Here is a 25419-nt window from a genome sequence, read left to right as displayed (position 1 = left end):
ATCAGTGCCGTCATCAACCCTAGCAGTATCGTGGCAACGGGTGATGTCAGCCTGTATGCGTCTGATACAAGTATTGTTACTGCTACAGCAGGTTCAGCAGCCATATCGATCAGCGTTGGCAGTGGTAGCGGCTCTCAGGCTGGGGTCGGCTTAGGTGTTTCCGTCGCGGTGAATGAGATCGATGTCTCTACAGAGGCAATTCTGTCTTCGACTTCAGTAAATGCAGGTAGTGCGCTTTCCGTTGAAGCTTTAACGGCTGCTGAGATTGATACTCTGGCCTTTGGTGTCGCGTTATCAGTCACACAATCTAGTGATAATAATGCTATCAGTGCTGCTGCAACCGGTGCTTTAACCTTTAATACCGTCAGCAATAGTGCCATTGCAGAAATTGAAGATGTAGCTGATTCAGGCGCGACAATTACGGTAGCTGGCCCAGTATCTGTTATAGCAACGGATCAATCATTAATCGTTGCTGATGCAGCGGCAGCTTCATTCAGTTTGGCGATCAGTTCTGATAATACCTCTGTATCTGGCAGTATCGGTGTAGCCGTAGCCGATAATGATATAAGCAATACAGCCCGAGCGGCGATTAACGATATTAGCCTAACAAGCAGCTCTTCTGGCGCTACGGTTTCAGCACTTTCAGAAGCGAGTATCGAAGCCATAGCCGTATCTGCATCGGTGGGAATTAGTTCTTCATCGAATGGTACATCCGCAAGTTTCTCTGCAGATGTTTCCTTAGCTTTCAATAATATAGGCAGTACAGTTGAAGCGATGATCGAGGGAGGTTCAGTTGTAGATCTAGCTGGATCACTCGTTTTATCAGCTATCGATAACTCATCTATTACTGCAGACATAGTGGCAGCTAGCATCAATGCCGCTGTCAGTGGATCTGGCAGTTCGGGTGGCTTAAATATCACAGCCACTAATGCCAATAATGAAATTAATAATACAACTAGAGCTCTAATTTCTAACTCGATACTTACTGCTTCAGCATTGGATATAGATGCTGAATCCAATACATCAATTGAGGCTGTCGCAGTATCAGCAGCCATCAGCGTGACCATTAGCGGTTCCTATTCACTCAGTGGAACGGGTAGTGGTGCAGGCAGCCAGAACACCATTAGTAATATTATCGAGGCAGGATTAGTAAACGGTGCTGATGCAACGATTGGCGGCAATACTGATATTGCTGCCTCCAATGCTGCAGAGATCTATGCAGATGTTGCTGCGGCAAGCGCTTCGGTCACAGGCAGCAGTGATGGTGCCATCACTTTAAATGTCACCGTAGCTACAGCAGATAATGTCATTTCTACGCAAACCAGAGCGTTAATCGATAACAGCAGTCTATCAACTGGTGGAGATCTGATACTCAATGCCGATTCAGCAGGAACAATTGAAACCTTAGGGTTAGCAGCAAGTTTAAGTGTAAATGCCAGCAGCGGTAATATCGCTGTTGGAGCATCTGTCACTGTTGCGGTCGTTACTAATACAGTCAATGGTGCTGTAGAAGCGGTAATTCAAAACGGTGCGGTTGTTGATGCCGGTAATGTCACAATTAGCGCTACTAACAGTAGTTTGATTGATGCAATTAGCACATCGATTGGTGTAGGTGTTACCGCAACCAGTGGTTCAATCGCCTTTGGTTTAGATGCATCAGCAGCTGTCGCCATCAACAATGTGGGTACAGCAGTGACCGCAGGAGTGCTTAATTCCGATGTCACTAGTAGCGGCTTTCTTGATATAGATCTCACCTCATCGTTACAGATGAATGTCACCACAGTTGCAGTTGCTGTCACTGTTGGTGCATCGGGTGATGTGGCAGGTACAGTCGCTGGCGCGGGTGCAGCGGCAGACAATATTCATAGCGGTGTTTCCAGAGCGGTCATTGAAAATAGCACTGTAAATGCAACAGGTGCGGTTAGTGTGGATGCGGTAGATACATCATCACTAGATTCTGAGGTGGTTTCTGCATCAGCCTCAGTCGCAGTCGGTAGCACTGCAGCCTTTGCTCTAGGCGTGTCCGTTGTATTAGCTACCAATAGTCTAAGTGGCGTAACAGAATCAGGCATTATCAACTCAACAGTGAATGGCGGCAGCGTAACAGTTGGTACTGATACGCAGATGTCGATTCTCTCTATGGGTGTGGCAGCTAGCTTATCTTTAGCTGCAGGTGATATTGCGATCACGGGTGCAGGTGCGGGCGCATCATCTTTGAATACTCTGAACAATACTGTGGCAGCTCGAATCAGTAACAGTACTGTTACCAGCACCAACGGCTTAAGCGTTCATGCTGAAGATAGCTCCTCTGTTACCTCTACGGTAGTTGCTGCCTCAATCGGTATAGCCATTAGCAGTGGCGGTAGTGCTGCAATATCAGCGGCAATTGCGGTATCTATTGCGGATAACGACATCAATACAGACTTAAGAGCGGCAATTAATGATGGGTCGTTTATTACTGCCAACAGCACAGTTGATGTATCAGCACTTGCAGATGGCTCTGTAGATGCCAATGCGGTAGCTGCCTCTGTTTCGGTTGGCGGTGGTGGTACCGTTAGCGTCGGGGCGTCTGGTTCTGGTAGTGCAGTTACTAATACGCTAGCCAATACTGTCGAAGCCACTATTGATACTGCAACCATTAACAATGCGACTGATGTAGTTGTGATGGCCACCAATGAACTCACCATCGACACCTTAGCGGTAGCAGCATCGATCGGAGCCTCTGCTAGTGGTACAGCTGCAGTCAGTGTCTCTGGCTCGGTTACGTTAGCGACGCTAAATTCGAACACGGTAACCTCTGCGAGCATTAGAAGTTCAGCTATCACAGATCCTAATACAGTTTCAGTGTTAGCATTTAACGACACTGATATAGAAACCAAAGCTGTTGCTGCAACACTGTCGTTAGCCGCAGGTTCTTCAGCAGCGGTAGGTGTTAGTTTCGCAGTCGTAGAATCCGTTGCCAACGTTGGTGGCACCACAGAAGCAGTAATAAACCCATCCACCATAACCTCTGCCGATGATGTCTTAGTTGAGGCAATAGATATTAGTGAAGTGGATACGCTGGTTGTATCTGCAACCATTGGTGTTGCGGCATCATCAACTGCAGCGATCGACGTATCGATCTCTGTGAGCTTAGCAACCGTCAATGTAACCAATGGCCTGTTAGCCACAATTCAAGGCTCTACAATCGATGCAGACAATGTCACCGTTAATGCCCAATCTTTCTTAGGAGGAGATAGGGCAACTGTCACAACAAAAGGTATTTCAGCGGCTTTATCAGTTACTGCAAGCGGCAACTTCTCTCTATCAGGAGCAGGTAGCGGTGCTTCAGTTACCAGCAACATGAGTAATACGATTGCTGCTAGCATCATCGACAGTGATATTGATGCGAGCACGCTCTCTGTGACTGCAGAAGATCGAGTGCTCTTAGATACCTTGACCGTCGCTGTAGCAGCGAGTGTTGCAGCCAGCGGCAATATAACCGTTGCTCTATCTGGAGCTGTTGCGGTTTCTACGGTTGATTTCGATACATCTGTTCAGTCAATAATTTCTGGCTCTGATGTCGACTTAACTTCTGCTGCGCCTACTATTTTGTCTGCCCGTTCAGATAGTGATGTAGTTACATTCTCCGTCGGTGCAGCACTTGGTGTATCTGCAAGTGGCAGTGCAGCTGTTTCAGCATCGGTTGGTGTTGCTGTTGCGACGGTAAGTGCCGCAAATCTTACAGAATCATTGATTACCAATAACAGCACTTTTGATGCACCAGGGGATCTAACGGTTCGTGCTAAAGATGTCACTAATATAGATACTGATGTTGTTGCAGCCAGCGTGTCTGTGGGGGCTTCCGGTGCTGTAGCAATCTCGGTTGGATTATCGACTTCTGTTGCAAGTAATACCTATAGCGGCACTGTTCGGGCCGGCATCGAAAACTCTTCAGTTGATATCGGTGGTTCCCTCACTGTCGAGGCAGAATCTGAGGCTAATGTTGATGTACTGGGTGTTGCAGCCTCTGTTACTGTCGCCGTATCAGGTAGTTTCTCTTTAGCAGCCGGCATTAGTGCGGCTGTAACTGAAAATACCGTCGACGGCTTGGTCGAATCCTATATTGAGGATGCAAGCGGATCCCATTTCATTGAGGCAGGTGGCGATGTAATTGTTACCGCTGTCGATGATCTGTCTGTGACTTCAGATGCAGCAGCAGTAACACTATCTGTTAGCGGTTCCTACGTAGGTGTGGCTGTCGGGGTATCTGCAGCGACTTCTGAAAATACCAATAACAGCATTACCCGAGCTGAAATAGATAACTCAGATGTAACCTCTGAAGCAGGAACCGTCACCTTACTTGCTCAATCTGAATCTGATCTGGATGCATTTGTTGCCTCTGTTGCGGTCTCTGTTTCAATCTCAATCGGCTTTGCAGGGGCCGGGGCTGGAGGCTTTGCACGTAATACATCCACTTCAACGGTGAGTTCAAGAGTCAGCAATGGATCTAATATAACTTCAGCAGGTAATGTCGTTATCTCAGCTAACGATATCTCCGACGCTCAGGCCGATGTTATTGCGTTTGCCGTATCGGTGGGGGCATTAGGTACCTCCGTTGGTGTTTCACTGGCTGAGAACTACATCACGAATACCGTGATAGCAGCAGTAGAAGATAGTTCTGTTACCGCATTGGGTGCAGGTACAATCTTGATCGATTCAGATGCGACTCAAGAGATTGATGCCAACAGTTCGGTTGTTTCAGTCTCCGTAGCCCTAGGCGGCCTCGCAGGCGCAGGTGCTTCGGCTATTACGGACATTGACAGTGATGTTGAAGCATATGCTCGGAATTCAACTTTAACTGCCGCAGGCAATCTGGTTCAGATAGATGCAGACAGTAGTCATATCGCTAATGCCACTTCATTTGGTTTAGCAGCTTCAACAACGGCGGGTATATCCATTGTTAACGGTAATGCCAGTGTTGGTGGTGCAACTAGGGCTTACGCTGATGGGGATATGACCGTCACAGCTAGCGCGATGGATATCACCGCCGACTCTATTGCCAGCGCTTTACCTGATGTCACCTCAGTAGCGCTATCGCTTGGTGGTGCAGGATCTGGTGCAATTGTAATGGCCACTGTAGATCGAACTACAGAAGCCTATATCGGCGGACGAGCAGGAACGGTTCCATTAGGTGGTACCAACGTCATGCTTACCGGTGGACCGCTAAATATTGATGCTAATTCAACATTTACCGCTACAGCAGCGCCTCTGAATTTTGGTTTAGGCGCAGGTATAACCGTCGCAGTTACCGTCACCGAAGCGATCATCCAAGGTAATACCTTGGCTTACATCGGTGAGAGCAGTTCAGTTACCGCTTCGGATATATCTATTACAGCAGCCAGTACAGAAGTTGCTACTTCAGAAACAATAACCATTGCTCTAGACGCTGCAGGAGCAGCAGTGGGTGTTACAAGCGCCACCTCACAAGTGCTCAGCAATACTGAAGCGTTCATCGGCACTCGAGTGGGCGAACTATCATTAGGTAACCCAACAACAGTTACAGTGACCGGTAGTGGCGATCTAGTCATTGATGCGACAGCCAGTCGAACCGCCATATCAGATACCTTAGGTTCAGCACTGACTCTCGGTGTGTTAGCGGTTGATGTATCACTACCTACTGCAGAAGTTGGTGGCAGAACCTTAGCGGGCATGGACGGTCAGGTTACTGTAATTGCTGGTGATGTAGATGTTGTTGCGACCGCATCTAACAAAGCGGAAGCGGAAGCCTTGGTATTATCACTATCTGTTGTAGGTATAGGTGGTTCCGGTGCTGATGTCGTCGCGATTATTAATGAAACCGCTGATGTTGAAGCCGTGATCGGAGCCGATGTAACCCTTACCGCTGATGAAATTCTGTTGGATGCTCATCATATAGGTAACAACAATCTCGCAACCGCCAAAGCATTAGGCGGAGCAGGCGGACAGTTGGGTGGTTTAGCTGTCATGTTGGCTGAAGCCTACGTCGAAGGAGGTGTTAAAGCCGAACTTAATGGTGATGTTTTGGATTCTGATTCTGTCACTGTCACCGCTTCCGGTAGAAATTTAGCCCAAGCAGATACATTGGCAGTCGCTATCGGTGCAGGTTTTGGTGCATCCGGTACAGGTACAGTTTCAGAAATTAGCGGTACAGCAGATGTTGTATCTAGAATTGGTTCTACATCCTCCATTACCACCACCGGAGCGGTTTCAGTCACTGCGACAGGTAATAATGACGCACTCAGTAACTCCGATGCAGGCTCTGGCGGTACTGTTGCCGTCTCTGGCTCAGCATTAGGAGCAACCGTTGCAGGCGCTGTTATTGCTGAACTGAATGGGGATCTCTTCAATGCGACTGCAGTCGATGTTATCGCCACCGGTGATAATTATGCTAAAGCTGATGCTTTAGCAATCTCTGTGGGTATTGCAAGCGGTTCTGGCGCGGATGCATTTGCTGAAATCACATCAGATGCCGATGTCCAAGCCAAAGTAGGCTCAACTTCACAGATTACGGTTCCTGGTGCAGCGATCAATGTATTAGCCACTGGCAGCAATGAAGCTCAAGCCAGCGCAGTAGGCGGTGGTATTGGCGGTCTATCTATCAATGTAATGCTCCCAGAGGCGATCGTCGGGGGCGGTGTATTAGCTGAATTCAGTGGCGATGTCGTTGGCGGGGCAGCTTCTTTGCTCAATGTTAAAGCCCTAGGTGATAATTGGGCTAATGCTCAGACTACCGTGGGTAATATTTCATTACTCGGTGGTGCTGGTGCTAAAGCTATTGCAGAGATAAGTTCTACAGCAGATGTAGAAGCTCGAATTGGTTCAGCAGCCACAGTGGTAACATCTGGTGCAGTTGTCGTAGATGCTCGTTTACAAGGCAATATGAATCTTGCAACGGCGACGGCGCTTGGTGCTGTCGGTGGCGCATTAGCAGGTGTTTCTGTGATGCTCGCGACAGCTGAAGTCGGTGGTGCAGTCATTGCGGATGTAGATGGTGATGTAACAGGTTCATCTTCAATCACTATAGAAGCAGTAGGTCGAAATCTTGCTGAAGCCCATACCTTAGCCGGAGGATTTGGTGCCTTTGCTGGTGCCGGCAGTGGTGTAGTTGCAGAAGTTACAGAGTTTGCCGATGTGATCGCCTCTGTAGGCTCAACAGCCTCTCTTACAACGACCAATGCTTTAACTGTCAGAGCAACTGGAGATAACGATGCTATTTCTAGTTCTGATTTAGCTTCCGGTGGTGCAGTGTCAATTGCGGGCGGCGAATTGGTTGCCCGAGTCGGTGGCGCAGTAATCGCAGAGATGAACGGTGATGTGAATGACGCCAATACTGTTCTGGTTAAAGCCGATGGTAGCAATGTTGCTTTGGCAGATGCTTTAGCGATCTCCCTCGGTCTATTCAGTGGAGCAGGCGCAAGTGCCAAAGCAGAAATCACTTCCGACGCAGACGTTCAAGCCAAAGTCGGATCTACAGCTCAATTCAATACACCTAATGCCAACATCGATGTGCTAGCCACTGGATATAATCATGCCGTTGGTACCGCAGTTGGAGGCAGTGGCGGTGTAATCTCTATCTCGGTCATGCTACCAGAAGCCCATGTAGGCGGCGGTGTTTTAGCTCAGTTCGATGGTCAAACTACCGGTGGCTCGATATCTACTCTAGATGTTAAAGCCCTTGGCCAAAATATTGCGGATGCATCAACAACTGTAGCCAGTGTATCGCTTGGTGGCGGGGCAGGTGCTCAAGCGATTTCTAGTATCACGGCAGATGCCGATGTAGAAGCGAGAATGGGTTCTGCCGCGTCTATCGCAGCAACAGGCACGGTTGTCGTTGATGCCCGCTTACAAGGCGCAATGAACCGAGCAACTGCAACCGCTGCAGGTGGAGCTGCAGGTGTATTGGCGGGTGTTTCAGTCATGCTCGCCACTGCGCACGTCGGTGGTGCAGTTATCGCTGATGTCGATGGTGATATTACTAGCTCTTCTTCAATCACAATCGAAGCGGTGGGTCGTAATCTTGCTGAAGCGCACACATTGGCAGGTGGTTTTGGTGCCTTTGGTGGTGCCGGTAGCGGTGTTGTAGCTGAGATTACAGAATTTGCAGATGTGATTGCTTCTGTAGGCTCTACGGCATCGCTCACTACAAATAATGCCTTGAATGTAAAAGCTACCGGCGATAATGATGCGATTTCCAGTTCAGATCTTGCTTCTGGTGGTTTGGTTTCTATAGCCGGTGGTGAATTAGCAGCCCGTATTGGCGGCGCGGTCATTGCTGAAATGGATGGGGATGTTTTCGATGCTAATACGATAAATCTCCTCGCCACCGGTAATAACTATGCGGATGCAGATGCACTCACCATCTCTTTAGGTTTGTTTAGTGGAGCAGGTGCGAGTTCAGTTGCCGAGATCACCTCTGATGCTGATGTTGAAGCAACTGTCGGTTCAACCGCTCAATTGACCGTACCAGCAGCCAATATCGACGTTATTGCCACTGGTTATAACAAAGCAGAAGGTGTCGCTAATAGTGCTACAGTCGGTGTGATTTCAATTTCTGTGATGTTGCCATCTGCAACCGTAGGCGGAGGCGTCTTAGCACAGTTTGATGGTGATATTGTCGGTAGTGCCGCATCAAGTTTAGATGTGAAAGCTTTGGGTCAAAACATTGCTCTAGCAACTGTCACTATGGGTTCAATCAGTTTAGGCGGCGGTAATGGTGCCCAAGCCAACGCCATTATCACTAGTGATGCAGATGTAGAAGCTAAAGTGGGTTCTGCCGCTTCGATCTGGACATCCGGCGCAGTAAAAGTTGAGGCGTTACTGCAGGGTGCTCAAAATCTTGCCACAGCTAATGCATTAAGTCTGGCTGGCGGGTTATTTACAGCATCGCTAGTAGGCGCAAAAGCACAAGTAGGCGGTGCAGTTATCGCTGATATGGATGGTTCAGTCACTGCCAATTCCTTACTCGTTAAAGCGGATGGTGATAATACTGCAGATGCTGACGTAGTTACCGCAGGCTTAGGTGGCTTTACTGTCAATGGTGCGGCTGCGTTTGCAGAGGTGACTAGCTCTGCCGATGTTAACGCGACGGGTGGTACAGGCAGCAACGTACTTGATATTAATGGCTCAATTACCTTTATCGCTACCTCTGATCATGATGCTACTGCGGATGCTGATTCAGCCGGTGGTGGATTAGTCGCGGTCGGTGTCTCTATACCAACGGCTAAGGTTGGAGGTGGCACTAAAGCCGAAATGAATGCTGATGTTGTTGATGCAAATTCATTAACTGTATCAGCCACCTCTGATAATGACGCGCTAGCCACTTCCGATGTGATTTCTATCGGTCTATTTGCCGGCGGTGGTGCCAATGCGAGTGCGGAAGTCACTAATAGCGCTGATACTGATGCCAGTATCGGTTCAGGCTCTCTGATTACGATTCCTGGCTCGGCTGTAAACGTTACAGCAACGTCAAATAATAATGCCGTTGCTAGTTCAGGTGCTGTAGGTGTAGGCGCAGTGGCGGTTAGCGTATCTAGTCCTAGCGCTAAAATCTTTGCTGACACCTCAGCAAAACTTCTTGGTAGTGTTGGTACAACCGTTGCCGGGTTAGATACAGATGGGTTACCGACTACGTATGGCGTTGCGGGTGCATCCTCCATCACAGTTAATGCCGTATCAAACGATACTGCTATAGCTGTCGTCGAATCTTTTGGAGCCGGCATAGTAGCAGCAAGTGCATCTACAGCGGTATCTGAAGTTGACCCTACAGTCGTTGCCGAATTTGGATCAGGCAATATAACCGCTTCTGGAAATGTCTCCCTTACAGCTCAATCAACCTCTATATCTGACGCATTTGCAGATTCTTCGGGTGGTGGGGCAATAGATGTAAAAGGCCTTAACACTAGCGCCAAAGCGAACCCGACGGTTAATGTTATCGTAGGTAGTGGCTATGTTGAGTCAGGCAATAATCTAACATTGAGAGCAGTGCATAGCTCTGCAGAAGTTAAAGCCGATTCTACAGGTTCTGGAGGCGGTGTTGTCTCGGTTGGTAATACTAATGCCACATCTGAGTCCAATCACACTGTGCAAGCCCTTGTCGATGCAAATATCCTTCGCGGTAATGACGTCATCATCGAGGCCAGTGCCAATACCAACGCTAATGCTATAGCAACTAACAAAGCACTTGGTGGCATTGTCATTGGTAACACAGATGCAACCGTTACATCTGATAGTCATGTACTTACAGATATAGGCTCTGGATCGATTATCGCACAGCGTGATGTTCAAATACTCGCAACCAGCATGCAAACCTTAACAGCGCTGGCTGAAACCGATGGTTCATTTGGTTTGGTAACTGATTCAGATGCTGATGCTGACATTGTCGTTAATCACGATGTGATCCTAACTTCTGACGCGACCATTAAAGCTAATAGAACTGTTCTCGTTGAATCTCGTACTGGTTTAAATGCAGATGTTACTGCAAACGCGGATGCTACAGCCGTAGCAGGCTTCGCAGATGCCGATGGATCGCTCACAATAGGCTCTGCAATTGATCCAGTGCTCAATCAAGTCATATTGACGGGTAATTCAGACATTGAAGCAAATAATGTCGCCGTGGCTGCGCGCGCCGGTAGTCAAACCAAAATAGATAACAGTACAGGGGATGTCGTTGTAGATAACAGTGGTTTAGTAAAAGAGTGGACCGCAAATGTTAACTCCGAAGCCGATACCAAAGCTTATCCTGTTGCTGATTCAACCGCCGATGCGCATATCCAATCTTGGGACCTCGTCGAAACTATCTTACATGACGGCTCTTCAATCATCAGCAATAGCAATATCGTTGTAGAAGCGCGTCACGACAATTCCCAAATGCATGCCGATGCTGTTGCTAAATACAATGACTACGACAACGCGCTAGCCAACTTTATCAGTGCTGTTGCCTCAGTATTTAATCCTATTCCGGTCGATGTGCACTCTGACGCAAGCTCTACCTATAACAGCCTTACCCGCGTTAGTGGACGCGATGGATCGTTCTTAAAAGCTAAAGATATAGATGTTAACTCTGAAAATATCGCTACGATCACTGCTGACGCTGACAGCATAACTAATTTGCCAGATCTAGAAGTGTGTATTGGGGTCGATGAATTAGAAGTATGTTTCAACGTTTTGAGTGTAGATATTGATGAAGATGAGACTGTTAGTAGTACACCAGATCGCCATATCTTCTGGGAGTCGCACGTAGTTTTACTTGGTGAACCTAACCCAGAGCTGGTTATCGACGAAAACGGGGTAATACTCAGTCTGACTAACATTGAATTCTTAGGCAGTAATACCGGCAAGGTCGTTGGCAATACACTCAGTGCCGCTAATAACCAAGTTATCCTCGACGACATTATCTATAACGAAGCCGGTAAATTAACCTTCTTTGCCAACCACGTGAATGGCACCGATGGCATTATCTGGGGTAATAGTGGATTAGTCGAAAGTCAGCGTACTTGGGACAGTGTCAGAATCATCAATGATTCTGAATATGACCTCGTTATAAACCATATTGATACCCATGATGGATCGGCTGCGGTAGATATTAAAGTGGACGATATTCGCTTTAATCCACTCTCAGTCAATAATACCCCACTTGACCCAACCACCCCAGGCGATACCTTCGAATTTGATTTAGATATTACTTATCCACGAACACTAGTTGAAATCAGAAACCGCATAGCAGGAAATAATAATGATAGCGATATCATACTCTTAGGAGGTATAGATAACGTTATTGGTGATACCGTAATTGAGAACCAACGCGGGGATATCAGAGTAGATGAACGTGATCTGGTTGTTCAACAAGGCGTACTGCCAACGGCTATTTTCGATGAAGGCTTAATCAGAACCAATACGCTTGATGTCGATGCTAGTGGAGATATAGGTAATCAAAATGCCAGTGATGGCCGTACGCCATTAATGGTGGAATTAGTCAGAATTATCCATGCCACCAGTAACGATGTCACTCCAGCACTTGAAGAGATTCATCTGGAAGCAGATGCCGGTAATGACACCGTTTTGGATATTACCTTGCATGATCGCTCTCAAGATCCAGCCGAAACCGACAATCTTGATATCACCATCCACCGGATTACCGCAGGTGATGATGTCGATGTGATTATCAATGACTCCAGAGCCGGTGATGATTGGGCGCCTATCGATGGTGTGAATGTCAGCACATACGATCCTCCAGGTCTGTTCGACCCTGATGGACGTAGCGGAATTTACTGGGATCACTTCAGCCCAGATGTAGAGGGTGAGTCCCTATATAACTGGGTTCGTCAGACCTATGGCACAGGCCACAGTGAAGTGGATTCAGTCTATACCTTCACGGAAGTACGCGCTGGTGATGATATAGATATCGGCCATGTTGATAGTAATGACGGTTACACAGGCGCAGAAAACAGAACATATCGAACCACATCGATCACTGGTGCCCCATACGGTTCCAATGTCACTGTTGATGTCACACCAGATACAACAATCGATTTCATCATTAACACAGATGTTGATTGGAGCGGCGGCACACCACCAGACGGTACGCCACAGATATTCTTAACCACTAATGGTGAGATCATTGCTGATGAGTTGATCGGTGATATGTTGGTTGGCCATATCCATTCGACCGAAGATGATGTCACGCTAAATTCAGGTGCCAGAATCATCGATGCTGATACCGATTCGGGGGCGGCTACAACGATCGATGTGTCTGGGGTAAACATCACACTAAACTCCGGTGTAATCACTGATGAAACCCCAGGACCACTATTTGGTGGAATTGGCACAGAAGATGACTTCTTAGAGATCAATGTCGATCGCAATAATGGTAACGGTGTTCTCAACGCCTTTGATATCAATGCGCCGTTTAATGGTGGCATCTATATCGATGAACTTACGGGCCCTCTAGAGTTAGATACAGTTCACAGTGACGAAAATGTATCACTCAGAACAACTGATGGCTCAATCAGAGATGCAAGAAACGGCGGAGCAGGTGATGCGGCAGCCAATATCCTAGGTCAAACAATTGATCTAGACGCTAATGGCGCCGGTTCTGATATCGGTAGTAGCTCCAATGATGTGGAAATCAATTCCCGAATTGGCTCAGCTACAAACGTCGACGATGTTGGTTTAGAAGCAACCGATAACATCTACCTTACTGAAACAGACGGCGATTTGAGTCTGGTTCTAGCCCATACCTATACAGGTGATATTCGTCTAACGGTGAGAGAATCTGCGGATTTAGATGAGCATCTTATCCTACTAGAATCAGGTAGCGCTCGTTTTGCAGAAAGTGTCAGTCGCTTACCGGGTTTAGATCCCGATGCTCCACGTAACATTCTAAATGGTCAGATCTTTGCAGAAGGTGGTTCAGTACTTCTATTGGTCGGTGACAATGTCGATCTTCATCAAAATAGTGAGATTTTAGCTCAAGAAACTATCGACATCTTCGGTGATCATAACAATGCTGATGCCACTTATGGTACCAACATGACCCTAAGGGGCCGAATCATTGCCGGAGCTGATGTCACTTCTGGTGATCCTGTTGGCACAGCAATTCCAACCTATACCGCGCCTGTTTATCTGACCAATATCTGGGGCAACGATGACTCCGATTACATTCAATTCGGCGATCTATCAGGCGCTAGTGGTGATACCGAACAGGGCGATGATGGCTATATTTTCCTCGGTTCTAAAACACGCGTTCACGGTAGTGCGGATCTAGATTCACTAGTGGCAGATGGTGAAGACCGAATGGTGGTCTACTTCTTACAAGACACATCAACCACTACTGGACCAAATACCGTATCTGATGCAGAGCACACATTAACGCTCGACGGTCAGGCAGGAACTGATTATTACGAAGTTCACTCTCTGGGCAGTAACGGTGAAGATGAACGTAATTACGTCATCAATGTACTGGATACAGGCGCTGAGAATGATGGCGTAGACGAACTAAGTATCTTTGGCTTCGATAGCCCTAATAGTGGTTCTGACATCAATGGCGATGCTTACGCGACTGACGATATCTTCTTGATGCGTGCAGCAGCCTTCCTGCCTAACGAAACAACAGATCGTCCGGGATATGTTGCCATCTTGCACGGAAATCTAGCCGAATACGGCGATGTTATTCAAAACAACGAAGACAGTGATGAAGTTCAACGTATCAACTATGACACTGGCTTAAATGGTCGTTTACTGGTTGAAGGCCGAGGCGGTAATGATGCCTTCTTCGTTGATGATACTACAGTGATTACCTCTATTGATGGTGGTGCTGGCGATGATCAATTCCAGATCGGTCAGATCTTCGGTGCGCAGCGTGATACTGCTGATGGTAACTTACTCGAGCAAGATGTCTTCCCAGATCTAGTAGCGACTACAAGAGGTTGGTTATCCGCTGGTGCTACAGCACCACTGGTAGCACAAGGTGGTAGCGGTAACGATGAGTTCCGCGTCTACTCGAACCAAGCTGAACTTCGGTTAGAGGGCGATGATGATAATGACCTATTCATCGTTCGTGCCTTTGCATTAGCCGCTACAGTCGACTTTGACTTCGATAATAGCGGTGTCATCGATAAAGCGGACCTTGAAGCCGGTGCTCAGATTCTTCAAAACCTTGAAGATGGCGTGATTACATTTGCTCAATTAGATAATGGTGCGGCTCTTGAAGCGGCATTACCAACTGATGGCGGTGGTAATCCAGTCTTCGACGTTAACGGTGATGGTGGTATCAACTTCCTTGATCTTCTACTGACCGAAGATCCTACCGATGATGTCATTGTCCTAGACGAAGAGGGTGTCGCTACTCCTCAAATTGGATTAGGCTTCTCTGTCGCCCAAGCCCCAGATATCAGAGCAGGTGGCGGTCAGGATGAAGTTCGATACAACATTAACGCGCCAGTATCTGTAGAAGGTGGTGCAGGCTTCGATAAACTTGTCATCCTCGGTACGGAATTCCCAGATGATATAGCCATCACCAAAGATGGTATTTACGGTGCAGGCTTAAATGTTCGTTACTCCACCATTGAGGTAGTTGAAGTTGACGGTCTTGAAGGCGATGACGAGTTCTTCGTTCAATCCACTGCATTTGGTGTCGCTTACCGGGTAATCGGCGGCTTAGGCTCTGACACCATCAATGTTGGCGGCGATGTTGTCGAAGATATTGTTACCCGCGAACTTGAAGGTGTTTCCGGTGCCGTTGATCATCTAGTATCTTCCGACGACCCTCTCTACAACGGTCTTGTGGTCGATGGCTTCGACTACAACGTATCTACCGCACTTGAAGGTCTAGTCGTAATTAACGAAGAGGCTGCAGGTGATACAAGCTCTGGTCAAAGCATCGTTCGAGAAGAGCTGCTAGAAGCTGATCAATTCAGTGACTTCTACACCGTAAGACTCTCAGAAGAGCTAGCAGCCGGTGAGATCGTTTATGTAACCGTATCCGCAGCGCGATCTACTCAAGAAGAGAGAACAATCGATCCTTCAACTGGACAGCCTTACGATCTCAACCCAGATCCATTAGTAGATGCCCTTGGCGATAGCATCTGGCTATCTACTGCCGATCCAGGCGCATTAGTCACTGACGCTGACTTCCAACGCACTGTAATGATCAATGGTGTGCCAACTCAGATCGATAACAGAGCGGTTGTACTAACCTTCGATCACACCAACTGGAACCTTGAACAGTCCGTTTATATGTTTGCACCGGACGACCAACGTTCTGAAGGAGATCGCGTTGTCGTTATTCAACACTCTGTGATCTCTAACGTTGATATCTATGATGCAGCTGATGTCCGTAATGTCGAAGTTACTGTGCTTGATAACGACACTCCGGGAGTACTGATTACCGAGATAGATGAAAACGGCTTAGTAGACGGTCAAACTATTGTGGTTGAGGGTGATGTAACGACTCAACTCAACGATCAAATTCGACTACAGCTAGCGATGCAACCAGCACCTGGCAGTGAAGTGGTGGTTGATATCGTATTGAATGACTTCGCCGATAAAGCGATCAAATTCACAAACCCTGACGCTGATAGCCGCCTAGAGCTATTTAGCGATCCGGTTTATGACGCGGTCAATGATCGCGTCGTTATCGGTCAAGCAACCTTCACCTTTGTTGATGGCGTGGTAGATCCTGATTGGAATGATGCAATTAACATTGGCATTGAGGCGCGTGACGATTACGTCAGAGAAGACCTCCAGCTTGCTGTCGTAGAGTTTGAACGTAACGATGACACTACCGATACTGATTACATCTTCCCGAACTTACGTTCTGGACTGCAGCTTCTGGATGTTGAAGTTTACGATAATGAAACCTCAGGCGCTGTAGTGATCGAAAGCGGCGGATCTACTCAATTAATCCGCGATATTCCAGCAGGCAGCGGTGAAACGGATACATATGAGCTTCGCTTAACCCGAGCACCAACTGGTGAGGTCCAAGTTGCCGTACTCACTGATGGTTTAGCCGATGTAATCGAAATCGATGGTGTAGCGATTACACCAGAAGATTACGAAGCCATTGGAGGTCTACAAGCTAATCAGATCTTTAATGGTCATATCATCTTCGGCGATGACGGCACTAACCTCACACTCACAAGAGGCACTGGCTCTGACTTTGGTAACTTTGCCGATGAAGGCTTCTACGGTGCCAGCTTCGATGCCCAAGAGCTATTTAACGATATTGTTACCTTTGGCGATGATGGAACCAACCTAACACTATCAAGAGCGGCAGGCGACTTTGCCGCCGATGGTTTTGCCGCAGGACAAACCATTGCTATTGATGCCACCGGTTTAGGGGGCTTCTCTAACAACAACGGTAATTATGAAATTCTCTCTGTTAGTGCAACAACCATAACTCTTGTAGAGATGGGCAGTTGGACTCAGGCTGGACCTTCATCAGAAGAAACATCAATAAACTACCTAATCCCTGTATCGGGTCAATCTATCAGAATTGGCGGCAGCGCTAATGATGGCGATTATGAAGTACTCTCAGTTTCGGAAGATGGTCAAACGCTTACATTAACTGCGACATTAGCCACACCTTGGGGCACTGATGGTGAATCGGTCGATCCAATTGTGCTTTCTGATCTCGCTGAAGCCTTTATCTATTCTGGAGTGGTTAGTTTTGGCGAAGAGACCAATCCTGACTTCTTCCCAGGCCAGTTCTTAGATAGAGGTTTAGAAGGCGAGCAGGCAGGCTGGTTATCCGAAGGCTTCTTGGAAGGCATGTGGGTTCGTATCAGTGACACCAACGGTGTCGAGGCCGACGTAGAAGCCAAAGTTCAGCTGATTCGTGGCGACAACGACGGTCAAGATAGCAAACTGCAACTGATCCACGTGACCATTGATGGTGTTGAATCTGAACTAGATGCAACTTGGCTAGGCGATGGCGTAGCTGATGATGTAACAGTGGTGAGGATCGCACCGCTAGCAACATTCACTGATGCAGATTACTACAATATGCAGACTGTAGAGCTGCAAGCGGATGATGATTACACCGTGCCACCAACACGCGAAGGCGTGAAAATATTCCCAGTTTCAAACCATCTTCTATCTAAACTCAGAGGCCCATTGGCGGTTGAAGGTGGACCAACAGGCGCTGATCGCTCGCTCACCAACGGTATCAAACTACCAGGTGAAACAGACGACTTCCTGATCGCTATTGGCGCTCAGCCTCCAGAAAGTCAGCAGATCGATGTCTTGAACATCTTTAATGACTCCAGCCAAGCAGATACCAGCGGAATTCTGACAGAAACCACGCTACAAGGTTTCGGTATGGCTGAGGATCTAGATTTCGGCCCTGTGAGCGGCCCAACCTTCGGTGAAGGTTCCGGCGGTGGCAATATCGTCGTTCCTGGTGGTATTAGCTTCGGTAAGATCAATCTAGGATCCGAAGGCTTCGGTACTAACGATTCCGAAAGCAGCATCGAAGTATTCAATCTAATGCTCGGCGAAGGTAATGACCGTTTAGAAGTTACTGGTACGCTTAACCCAACAGCCTTTGTATCTGCTGAAAACGCCTTTACCTCAGAACCTGATCCAATCAACGGCGGTGGCACGATTACCCTTGCGGGTTATGACTGGAAAGCACAAGGCTTCTTACCTGGCCAAGAAGTCACTATTGATGGTTATGTAGGTAGCTGGACCGTAGTTGAAGTGCTAGATGCGTCTCAAACTGTCACAGCACCTGGTGGCGTTGGCACTGTTGAAATTACCGATCCAAATGATAATTCGATCCTTGTTCTTTCTGGTGCCACACCAGTACCTCTATTCGACGGCACAAGTGATATTCGTCTAACTGCGGTCGATGCTTTGGTGATCGAATCACTCGTGCTGGATGTTGATGGTAATAGCGAAGGCGGTGTTCTTACCCGTCAGGATGGTCAAAACTGGGAAGATAATGGCTTCCTAGAAGGTCATCTGATCTCACTTGGAGGCTTTGATTCAGCAGTTCAATACCGAGTATTGGATATAGATGGCTCTAGCATGACACTGCTCGGACGTGAACTTGAAACAGAGGAAGGCCTTGAAGAACTGATTTGGGTGCAAGGTCCACATGGAAGCCTAACAACCCTCCATGGTGGCGGTAACCTCTTCGTCGAAACAATAGGTGATTACGATGCTACAACCACTGATGGCGATAATATCTTAACTCGCCTCGATGGCCGAAGCTGGCAAGACGATGGTTATGCAATCGGCCAGCTAATTCAGGTAGGCAGTGAAGGTGAAACCCGTGAAGTTATCGGTTTTGCTGACGCAGATGAAAGCCTCAACCCCGGCGATCAATTCGCAACATGGGGTGCTGGTTCTGCAATGATCCTATCAGGCTCAGCGTTTGCTGGCGGTACTATCAGCAATATAAACCTCCATCTATCAATCGCTGAAACTACTGTAACCGAAGTCGAACAGGTCGAACTGATCGTTGATCGGCTAGTGCGCTCCGATGGTGGAGACTGGGAAGCAGATGGATTTGAAGCAGGTCAGGTTATTTACCTAGAAGGTATAGCAGGTGGCTTTACTATAGAGAGCGTCACAACAACTGAAATACATCTCCAAGGCGCAGCGATTCACGAATGTGCGCTTGAATCCACTACCGTCACTATTACTCGCACAGATATCACAACCGATGTTGGTTCAGAGATCGGCGGTGATCACTTTATTGTCTCCGGCGGAGCCGGCCCAGATAGTCCTCTCGTTATCTACGGCGATACTAGCCAAGACGGTGTTTGGTATTCTGGTCACTCGTTTGATCGACTAGGGCAAGAGTTTGGTGACAAACCATTTGATATGTTCCCACACTTACCAGATGGTCAGAACGAGGATAATGAATGGGTATTCCCACTCGCTAATCCATACAACTTTGCTGGTCACGATATCATCGATGCTTCACAGCTATTTGCCGGTGTTTCTGATCAGGATATGCCAACCGTTGGCTTTACTGCTTACGGTGGCGCAGGCAACGACCTGATTATAGGTAGCCAAGCAGGTGATCATCTAGCAGGCGGTTCGGGTAACGATACTATCTTGGGCCAGCGTGGTGTCGATCATATCTACGGCGACAGTGGTATTAACGTCAATATCTTTACCAGAGCCTTAGATATAACAGCGACTGATACCAATCCTGCACCTTCTATCAATCCTAACTTAGGTTCTAGTGATCAAACCTTTGCGCCAGTTCGAATTCCATATCCAGTCAGTGACAACTTGATCGCAGGTCAGGACACATTGCAAGGCGATGGACGTGTAGATGGCATAGATGACGGCATAATTGATAGTCAAAATATCATATTTGGTGACCATGGTGAGGTTCTGCAGTTTGTTCACGATCCAAATGAGCCAGATCTAGATGCGCTGGTACCAATCCCAGTGGGTGTTTTACCTCTATTACAGAAAATCCAGACCACTGAACTCAACACAGTGCTAGAAATCAATGCGCTGTCACCTCAAAACGGCGCAGATGACATTATCTACGGTACATCCATTGCTGATGTACTAATTGGTGGTTCTGGTCACGACATGATTGATGGTCGCGAAGGCGATGATCTGATCTTTGGTGATATGGTAAGCCTCACCCGTATGGCCGGTGAAGATGGCGTTGTTATCGACGGTGATCTGCTCGACGATATTCTTAATGCACGCTTCCAGACCCTGGCTGGCACCTTGATTTACGCGCGTACTGACCGAGATCTTCCTGATGGTGTCGATCCTCTCTATGCCTACGGCGATGGTGCTGGTCAAACACCATTGAGCGGTGAGTCTTCTGGTCGATTATTAACTGACGGTTTACTTCGAGATTACCGTGATCCTAATGGTCCACAATGGTGGGCTGAATATGAGATCGATTACGCTGAATATCATAACTTTGCCATCGATTCAGGATTAGAAGGCGTCGGTAGCTTCGGTAATGATTATATTGCCGGTGGTGCAGGGCATGACACCATCTTTGGTCAACTCGGCCACGACATTATCCAAGGTGATGGTTCTATCGATAGCGCTGTCGCTGCCGAGGCCCATATAGGCGCTGCAAGAGAAAGAATGGGAGCGGAAGACCCAGTAGGCCCACTAACCGTTATCGCTAGCACAGAGCTTGCTAGTGACGGAGAGGATTATATCGAAGGTGGTGGCGGTAAAGACGTTATCTTCGGTGGCTTAGGTCAGGATGACCTTGTCGGTGGTTCTTCAACTCACTTTAGCCTAGTTACTCCAGATCATCGTCCAGATAAAGGCGATATGATCTTCGGCGGAGCAGGAACTCAAATCGATAGAAACAATGGTTTTAATATCGATGAGAATGGAGACTTTACTGAACTAACTGATGGCACTACTAATGAAAGTCGCCATAGTCGCGATTCAGACACCATTATTGGCGATAACGGCGACATAATCAGACTTGTAGGTGTCGATGGAATTGATGTAAGCAGCTTAGGTAACCACGATTACCTTGAATACAACTACGATCAGAATATTACAGATGAAGTAGACCGTGGCGATGAGCGGATTATCGTTCGTGGTGTGCGCTTGTTGGATTACACACCGGGCGGTGCTGACTTCAAACCTGACCTATTCGAGTTAGAAGACCCAGGCGATCCTAGTTACCGTGAAATGTTTGGTGACTCAGTTCATACCAGTATCTTCGCCAAAGTGGATATTGGTGGCAATGATGAGATCCACGGTGGTACTGGTGATGACTTTATCTACCTAGGCGGTGGTAACGATATCGCCTTCGGTGATGCTGATGATGACGATATTATCGGCGGCTGGGGATTTGATTGGATCTCAGGCGGTACAGGCATCGACGGTATTCTTGGTGATGATGGTCGCATCTTTACCAGCCGTAATACCGCTACAGACGGTAGAGAAGAGATTCTTTATGGTGTGGAACTGCTGCTAGACCGTGATCCAGATACGCGTACTAGTCAGGGCGACGTACTGAATGAATTCATCTACACACCAGGACAAGTACAGACTGAGACCATCAACATTGAGTTTGAACTGAAAAAATCAGTCGATCTAACCCCATTCGATCTAGCGCCGGGTATTGATGATCCATTCTTCAATCCAATCTTTGCAGACGACATCATCTTCGGGGGGCTAGGTAAAGACTTTATCCATGGTGGTGCGGGTGATGACGCGATGAGTGGTGCTGAGGCGCTACCTGAGTCCTACGCGCCTGTGATCGATGATAATCTCGAAATCGACTATCTAATCCGAACTGACTTCAGTCGACCTTACAATCCAAATGACATCTTGCTGTTCGGTGATGACACCGATCCATGGAATGCGCCTAAACCAGTGCAAAGCAGATTGGGTGAATTCTATCTCTACGATGAATATGATCCTCGTCGCCTAATCTTGTTCAATCATGACGGCACTGTTTGGAAAGATGATGCAGTAAACCCTGACGGTTTAAGACATTACTTCCTAAATGCAATGGATAACGAGGGTGCTACTGAAGCGGGTTACATTGAGTTCGCTCCAAATGGCACACCAATCGGTGATCTAGTAGATCGCGAAAGCGACGGTGATGATGTTCTATTCGGTGATCTAGGTAATGACTGGATAGTCGGCGGTACTGGCCGCGACCATATCTACGGTGGCTGGGGTAATGACCTCATGAACGCTGATGATGTAACCGGTGGTTCAGGCACAAGTTATGACCAAACCAATGGTCTAAATGATGCACCAGATACCCATATCGTTTACGAAGATCGTGTCTTTGGTGGCGCTGGTCTCGATATCCTTATCGGTAATACCGGTGGCGATCGCTTAATCGATTGGGTAGGTGAATATAACTCTTACATTGTTCCGTTCGCTCCATTTGGTATAGCTACCGTAAGTCGTCAAGTTCCTCCTCATTTATATGACTTCCTTTGGGCACAAGCGGCGAGTGATGGTGCAGATATCACCCGTACCGCAGATGTAGGTACGCAAAACTCCACCAGCAGATATAGTAACGTGGCGCACCTACAAGCCGAGCCTTACGGCGAAATGGGCATGATTACTCAGAAAGATCACGGTCTATGGCAAGATCAGACCGGCGGTCCAACTGATCCACAACCAGGTAACATCCCAGGCGGTCGTCGTGATGTACTTCGCAGCGCTGATTTCAATGATGGCTTAAATAGCCAGTCACAAGGCTTCTTCACTGATAGCGGTAGCTTCGAGGTGCAAGCGGGTCGATTAAGTGTTGCTGCGGATTCACTCGGTGGCGATGCGGCCAGTGTCTTCTATATCGACGATGCACTGCCTAGCTACTTTGAAATCACAGCAACTGTAAGTTCAGAGAAACCTACAGGTGGTTGGAAAGCGAATGCTTATCTGATCTTCGATTATCAAGGTCCAGAAGACTTTAAATTTGCCGGTATCAATGTCTCCAACGACAAATTTGAAATGGGTCGTAGAACAGCAGATGGTTGGATAGTTGATGTTCAATCTCCGGTACAAGTAAAACCTGATCGTAACTACAACTTACTTCTTGCGATAAACGGCACAACAGCAACCTTGGTGGTTAATGGCAGCGAGTACTTTACTCATACCTTTGATCCTAGAGTCGATCCTGATGGCTTCGTTTATGGCTTGAATAGTGGTCTAGTAGGTGTAGGTTCTGATAATGCCCGCGGCACCTTCGATAATGTGGCTGTTCAGGTACTACCACCAGAAATCACATTTGAAGTCACCGAAGAGTTTAACGCCGGTACCAATAACCTAGCGTTCGAACCGCTCGATGCAGCTAATTGGACCGTCCTTAACGGTGCTTATACAGGAACGGCAGATACTAATGAGCATGTCATTAGCTTAGTTGATCTCGGACTTAGCAACGGTTTTGATGTTTCTTCTGTTCTAGAACTAGCAGCAACACTAAATACCGAAACTAATGGTGGCATCATCTTCGATTACTATGGCGAGAATGATTTCAAATTTGTCGCTCTGGATGTAGATAGCAATGCTCTGGTTGTAGGTCACCACACAGAAGCGAGTGGTTGGGTCGTTGATGACAGCTATGAAGTTTCTGGCGATCTTCAAGCAGGCGATGATTATGATATCGATCTCTCATTCAAAGGCCTGACAGTCACCGCAACGCTTAGCGAAGCTGGATCTGAATACGACATTGCACGAGTCGACTTTGCATTCAATGCCCAAGTATTGGACGGTCGCTTTGGTCTTTACAGTAAAAATGGCGAAACTACATTCGATGATGTGGTTGTACGCACCGATGACCCTGAGCTTGAACAGCCAGTACAACCGGAACTGACTATCAGTGACTTCGAACTAATAGAAGGAAACAGTGGCGCAACTGCTGCGATCCTAACGGTCAGCCTTTCAGAAGTGCTCACCGAAACTGTTACTGTCAATTACAGTACCGTAGATGGAACCGCGACATTAGGCAATGGAGACTATCAAGCGACCTCTGGAACGCTAACCTTCTTTGCCGGTGAAACCAGTGCTGATATTACGGTTCAGGTTTATGGTGATACTAACGAAGAGAGCGATGAATACTTCACTGTAGAGCTATCCGACGCTTCTGGTGTTGTCATTGGTGATAGTTCAGGGGTGATTACCATTACAAACGATGATCAACCGGCAACCAGCACACCTGAGCTGTCAGTCAGTGATCTTTCAGTCAACGAAGGTAACAAAAAACATAAAAATATCAGTCTAACCGTGAATCTTTCATCTGCACCGACTGAATCAGTCAGCGTAAACTGGAGCACGGCAGACGGTACCGCAACACTGGCTGATAATGACTATCAAGCCGCATCAGGCACACTAACATTCGCTGCGGGTCAGACCAGCGCAACAATCAACTTACGAGTCTACAGTGACCGTTCAAGAGAAAGTGATGAAACCTTCACTGTTAACTTTAGTAATCCAAACGGAATAGAACTCACTGATAATCAAGCTATGATCACCATTATGGATGATGACAATAGAATGGAAGCTAAACATAGCGCTCCAAAATCTATTGAAAACCCAACAGTGGTAACAGACGATCAGCTAGCGCCAATCGTTGATGAAGCGATTAGTCGCTGGATAGACACCGGTGAACTCAGTGCAGAACAGCTTGAAACATTGCAAACCATCGATGTTCGTATCGAAGATCTAGAAGGTAACACGCTAGGTGAAGCTCAAGGGACTGACACCATTGTGATCGACATCAATGCAGCAGGCTTTGGCTGGTTTATCGATAGCACCCCAGAAGAGGACAGCGAATTTATCGTTAAAACATCTGAAAGCTCTTTACGTGCTATCGGAAACGATGAAGCAGCTCAATCAATGGATCTACTCAGTGTTGTTTCTCATGAAATAGGCCATCTCCTTGGCTTCGATCATGATACAACTGAACATTCAGAATTGATGGCCGAGCATTTGAGTACCGGCATTCGTCTACTTCCTGATAGTCACGATGACTCCGAAGACTTCCATACAACCATTCTGGCAGCAGATGAGTTGCAAGGAACTGAGGTTGCACACCTTGCCTTGAGTGGTCATCAATTGCTCAACATGATGGTTCCTGAGGAGGTTCCTGGTATCGAGCAGATCAAATCAGAAGGCACGGTAGCGGCTAGGGATATAGCTTTCACTAAAGGTAATACTCCAAGCGCAGGTGATCTAATTGGACAATCATTCACGCATACTGATCATGACGACGATGAGCTAGAGCTTCCATTTATTGATTTCAGTGATTCGGATAATGAAGGCTCAGATAATGTTTCTGAAACGGATAAGGCAGATACAAGTTTTGTATCAGAATGGTTATTCGATGATAGAGAATTACCGGAAGAGGTGGAACGTAGTCTTGGTAAACCGATGATTGGTTGGGGCAATTCACCAGTAGCGCCAAAATCCAGCAAGAAATAG

Annotated in this window: 1 protein-coding gene (cut by a window edge); it reads left to right on the top strand. The window is 47.4% G+C overall.

Annotated features, from left to right (window positions below; translation table 11 throughout):
- Nucleotides 1-25419 carry the 3' portion of a Calx-beta domain-containing protein gene (locus ACMXYT_RS08135; protein ID WP_415912192.1) on the top strand. Its footprint begins 9027 nt before the window's first position, so only the last 25419 of its 34446 coding nucleotides appear in the window; its start codon lies beyond the left edge, outside the window; it ends in the stop codon at nt 25417-25419.

It is taken from the genome of Neptuniibacter sp. QD37_11 (genome assembly GCF_047778105.1).
Lineage (GTDB): Bacteria > Pseudomonadota > Gammaproteobacteria > Pseudomonadales > Balneatricaceae > Neptuniibacter.
This window is presented reverse-complemented; position numbering and strand designations above follow the sequence as displayed.